5 protein-coding genes and 1 pseudogene are annotated in these 4,347 nt (G+C 41.0%); 4 read left to right on the top strand and 2 right to left on the bottom strand.

From position 1 onward, the window contains the following. Positions 1–219 precede the first annotated feature (219 nt). Entirely contained in the window at positions 220–822 is a 603-nt protein-coding gene (locus tag PX484_RS15435; RefSeq protein WP_287767616.1) for a choice-of-anchor C family PEP-CTERM protein, read from the bottom strand. 380 nt (positions 823–1,202) lie between these two features. Between PX484_RS15435 and PX484_RS15430 the strand changes: the two genes are divergently transcribed. The 4 genes from PX484_RS15430 to PX484_RS15415 are packed head-to-tail and all read left to right on the top strand — an operon-like array spanning position 1,203 to position 3,553. Then, a complete protein-coding gene (locus PX484_RS15430; protein ID WP_287668833.1) occupies positions 1,203–1,634 on the top strand; it encodes a DUF29 family protein in 432 nt (143 codons plus the stop codon). Positions 1,635–1,641: 7 nt separating this feature from the next. Further along, entirely contained in the window at positions 1,642–1,884 is a 243-nt protein-coding gene (locus tag PX484_RS15425) for a DUF5678 domain-containing protein (RefSeq protein ID WP_288104577.1), read from the top strand. A gap of 36 nt (positions 1,885–1,920) precedes the next feature. Further along, positions 1,921–2,934, top strand: coding sequence for a WD40 repeat domain-containing protein (locus PX484_RS15420; protein ID WP_287767613.1), 1,014 nt, complete (start codon positions 1,921–1,923; stop codon positions 2,932–2,934). Between the two features lie 46 nt (positions 2,935–2,980). Further along, complete coding sequence (locus tag PX484_RS15415; RefSeq protein ID WP_287668825.1) at positions 2,981–3,553, top strand: Uma2 family endonuclease; 573 nt, start codon at positions 2,981–2,983, stop codon at positions 3,551–3,553. A gap of 13 nt (positions 3,554–3,566) precedes the next feature. Here the strand turns inward: PX484_RS15415 and PX484_RS15410 are convergent. Next, positions 3,567–4,347, bottom strand: a pseudogene (locus tag PX484_RS15410) (RNA-guided endonuclease InsQ/TnpB family protein); the annotation flags it as partial.

The following is a 4,347-nucleotide window of genomic DNA, read 5'->3' as shown; positions in this document are numbered from 1 at the left end:
CAATGCCAATACGATGTCCTTTTAATTGAATATTATCTACTGCTACAAATTCAAAATAATCTTCTAACTGCATAGGTTGTTACCTCCTAAAACATCAATACTATCCTAGCATATTATTAAAAATGTGCCGCAAAATTCAAATTATTCACCGATTTTAAGCCTATCTGAATATTCAATTTAACCCACCTAGTTTAGATGGGTTAAAAAGATAAAAATAGATTAAGATTGACGTTTTAAAGCAGAACTAATTCCTAATACTCCTAAACTCAATAATCCTAGCACTGATGAAGGTTCGGGGATAGGAGTAGGAGTAGGAGGAGGGGAAAGAGCTATCACCGAGACATTATCCAACGCAGGACCAGCAAAGCTATTAGTTAAACTGATAAACTCAAGGGTAGTGGTTGTACTGTTAGCAGTAAAATCCCAAGATTTTGATAGCCATCCCATATTTGAACTGCTTTTTCCTGTTGTATTAAAAGAAAAATCAGCAGAACTTCCTCCCGCACTCACTCTCATGTCTTTAATAATAGGACTTGCGTTGGGATTACCCGCCAGATCAAAAGTCACCCGATAAGTCCCACCGACAGTTGTGTTAAAGGTTTGCTGAATTCGACCAGCATTCCCTCCAGATAAATCCAGACTTCTAGAACCATTAGAAGCTTGCCATAATGCACCTATGTAATCGATTGATCCTTGGCTAACCGTCCATCCTGTAATTACCGTGGAAACAGCATCAAGTGTTTGAAAAAGACCAGGGTTTGCACCGTTCTCAAAACTGCCATTTTGAACCAAATTTGCTGCTTGTACAGGGGTGACTATCAAAGCACTTACCCCAAGGACAGAGGAAGCAATTGAGAGTTTTAATAAGCTATGCTTATCCCCCCCGAAAATCGATTAGTTTTGCTAATCTTTGAGTCATGACTAAAAACTCTACTTTTACAAGAACGGCTTCATCATAGCAGAGAAAAGCTTATAAAATAAATGAAAAAATGATTAACTTTTTGGCTCTTCTCGACTTTGTGTGACAATTTTTGCTTATATAGTAGCGATCGATCTTTGTGTCCTTTGTGTCTCTGTGGTTCGTTCCACTCACTCGCCCGCAAGAATGTATCTTAGAATACATTTTACCCAATAAACCTGGGATATCCGAGAGACTTGTGGCCAGATATAATTAAGGGGTATTTGGGGGAAGAAATTGAATTATGGAAGAACTTTTAGAATTAAAAGCTTTGCTCTTAAAAGGTGATATTAAAGGTTCACTGGCGATTGTAGAAGACCTTGAAGATATGAGCAAAAATGGGACTATTAGCACCATTCGTAGTTATGCTGTTATCTTATTACTGCATTTAATTAAACAACAGGCAGAAAACAGAACCACTCGTTCTTGGGATGTCTCCATTCGCAATAGTGTTAGAGAAATTCAACGCCAAAATAAACGCCAAAAAGTGGCAGGATATTATTTAAGTGATCAGGAATTAACAGACACTTTAAACGATGCTTATCTTAATGCTTTGGATGCCGCTTCTTTAGAAGTCGAATCAGGTCGTTATCAATCGGAGCAACTAGAAGCTATAATTGACAAAAATAAACTGATTAGTGCTGCTTTCCTTCTGATTAAAAACGTCTCTCCTTAGAAAGATTATGACAGACTCAATCTCTCAAGAACAAGCCCAAGAAATGTTACGTTGGTTAAACAAAAATCGTGACACCGTGCTTGATTTATATAAAAATCAATACATTGCCTATAATGAAAAAGGGGTCATTGCTCACGGTGAAAATTTACAGAATGTTCTGGAACAAGCCAAGACAACTAATCAAGAATTTGTCATTTATCTTGTTCCTCGTTGTCGTTATTCTCTGCAAATTTTACCCATTCAAGTTTAAAGTAGTTTAAGATGATTTTGACAACGGCAAAATTCTATGAAAATAACCCTTTATCAACCGACATTATCGTTATTATTGCTGCTGTTGCTATCGGGGGGTTGTGCAGTCAATCGGGAAAAAGAGAAAACCACCACTCCGCAAGCGTCTCCCCTAGCAGAAATCGTTCCTTGGCAGATGGTGGAACGGGTTACTATTTTAAAAGCCGATCAGGATCCCATCTATGCTTTAGCCATTAGTCCCGATAACTCCTTGCTGCTGAGCGGTAGTTTTGACGGCACTGTTAGGGAATGGGACCTAAAAACTCAAAAACCTCTCAGGACTTGGCAACTAGGTGATACTGTCAATGCTATCCAATTTAGTCCCGACGGTGAGACTTTTGTAACTGCCGATGCCGGGGGAAAAGTGCAACGCTGGAATACGCGCACGGGAAAATTAGAAATGACCTATCCTGGCCATGCTTTTCTCGTTACTGATGCCGCTATTTCTCCCGATGGCAAAATTTTGGCTACGGGTAGCTGGGATCGTACTGTTAAACTCTGGGATTTTCAGACGGGTACACTGTTAAAAACCCTGCGCGGCCATAATCATCCGATTCAGGCGATCGCATTTAGTCCCGATGGTAAAGGAATTGTTAGCGCCGATTACGATGGTTTCGTTAAACTGTGGAAAGTGAGTACCGGTCGCTTTATTCGGGCCTATGCGGGTAATTTATTCCCCGTTTATCGGGTGCTTTTTTCCAAGGATGGTAATACCGCCGGTACTGCTAGTCAAGACGGTTCGATCCGCAGTTGGCAAGTGAAAAGTGGCATCGGCACCACTACTATTCTCGCCCATAACGACGCTGTAACTGATATGGCCTTGCTCGATGGGGGCAAAGTTTTGGCCAGCACCTCCGGGGATGGAACCGTCAAATTTTGGGATGTTAATACCCGTCGGCGCTTGAATACCCTGAAGGGAAACGTCATCTTAAGAATGGTTGCCAGTCGAGATGGTCGTTGGTTAGTCACTGGAGATCGGGACGGTGCGATCGCTATCTGGCGGGGAATCTAATTGACTATAATTAAGACTAGAGTGTTTTCTAGGGTGGAATATAGCTATGGCAGCAGTGATTTTAAACTTAGATACAGTCAATCTCAGCGATGAGCAGTTTTACCGTCTCTGTCAAGTTAACCCAGATTGGCAACTGGAAAGAAACGCCCAAGGAGAATTAATTGTGATGCCACCTGTTGGGGGAATTAGCGGCAACCGAGAAGCCGATTTTATTAGTTTACTTTGGTTGTGGAATCGTCAAACCGGATTGGGTAAAGTCTTTAGTTCGGCGACGATTTTTCGTTTGCCGAAAGGCGGATATCGCGCTCCTGATGCCGCTTGGGTGAGTTTAACCCGTTGGCAAGCTCTAAGTCGAGAAGAACAGGAGAAATTTCCGCCTATTTGTCCCGATTTCGTCATTGAACTGCGCTCCCGTAGCGATTCCCTCCCAGAAATTCAAGCTAAAATGCGGGAATATCTCCACAGTGGTTTGCGATTAGGTTGGCTAGTTAATCCTCAACAACAACAGGTGGAAATTTATCGTCCTCAGCAACCCTTAGAAATTATGGAACTACCCGCTAATTTAAGCGGAGAGGATGTCTTACCAGGCTTTAGTTTATTTATCTCTATTTTTGATTGACATACTCCCACCGTCAAGCTACGCTGTGACGGGGGATTCTTTCCACATCGCTGTTAGAAATTCCTTGTTCAACGAGACAACTTAGATTCTCAATGTCTCCATTAAAAACCCAGAGGTCGGACTCTCCCAAGGCGTTTAGGTCGGTTTCTGTTTGCCCAACAGTACCGTTGACACTTCGACTTCGCTCAGTGTCAATGCCGAGCGAAGTCGAGGCATTGAGATGTTTTCCCAAATATTGCAACCCTTTTTTAAGAATATTTATTGCTGCATTATGATCCCTATCTAAGACTGTTTTACAATTGGGACATTGATGAGTTCTAGTGCTTAATGTTTTTTGAACTCTCGTCCCACAAACTGAACAATCTTGAGTCGTGAAATGGGGAGGAACAGCAATACAAACAATCCGATAAATCTTGGCAAAATAATTCAACCATTCAGTGAATTGATACCAAGAAGCATCACTAATCGACTTGGCAAGCTTACGGTTTTTGACTAAGTTTCTTACCTTTAAAGCTTCATAAACTACCAGATCATTAGACTAGACTAACGCCAAAGCGTCTTTAATTGCTTTGTCTTTACGTTGTCTTGACACCTTAAGATGAAGCCTAGCTACTTTTATCCGTTGCTTGTGATAGTTTTTAGACTGTTTCTTTCCTTTGCGAAACTTTTTGGATAATCGTCTTTGTGCTTTTTTCAGTCGTTTTTCTGACTTTCTTAAATAACGTGGATTCTCTACAGTATTACCTTGAGCGTCAGTATAAAACTCTTTTAACCCTAAGTCAATTCCTGTTATT

The sequence above is a fragment of the Microcystis sp. M49636_WE2 genome (assembly GCF_030065375.1).
Classification (GTDB): Bacteria; Cyanobacteriota; Cyanobacteriia; order Cyanobacteriales; family Microcystaceae; genus Microcystis; species Microcystis aeruginosa_C.
The sequence above is the reverse complement of the archived record's forward strand: the minus strand, read 5'-3'. Positions and strand labels throughout refer to the sequence as shown.

Coding starts and splice junctions, on each gene's coding strand:
- PX484_RS15430 (WP_287668833.1), top strand. CDS start 1,203: ATGGAAGAACTTTTAGAATTAAAAGCTTTGCTCTTAAAAGGTGATATT.
- PX484_RS15425 (WP_288104577.1), top strand. CDS start 1,642: ATGACAGACTCAATCTCTCAAGAACAAGCCCAAGAAATGTTACGTTGG.
- PX484_RS15420 (WP_287767613.1), top strand. CDS start 1,921: ATGAAAATAACCCTTTATCAACCGACATTATCGTTATTATTGCTGCTG.
- PX484_RS15415 (WP_287668825.1), top strand. CDS start 2,981: ATGGCAGCAGTGATTTTAAACTTAGATACAGTCAATCTCAGCGATGAG.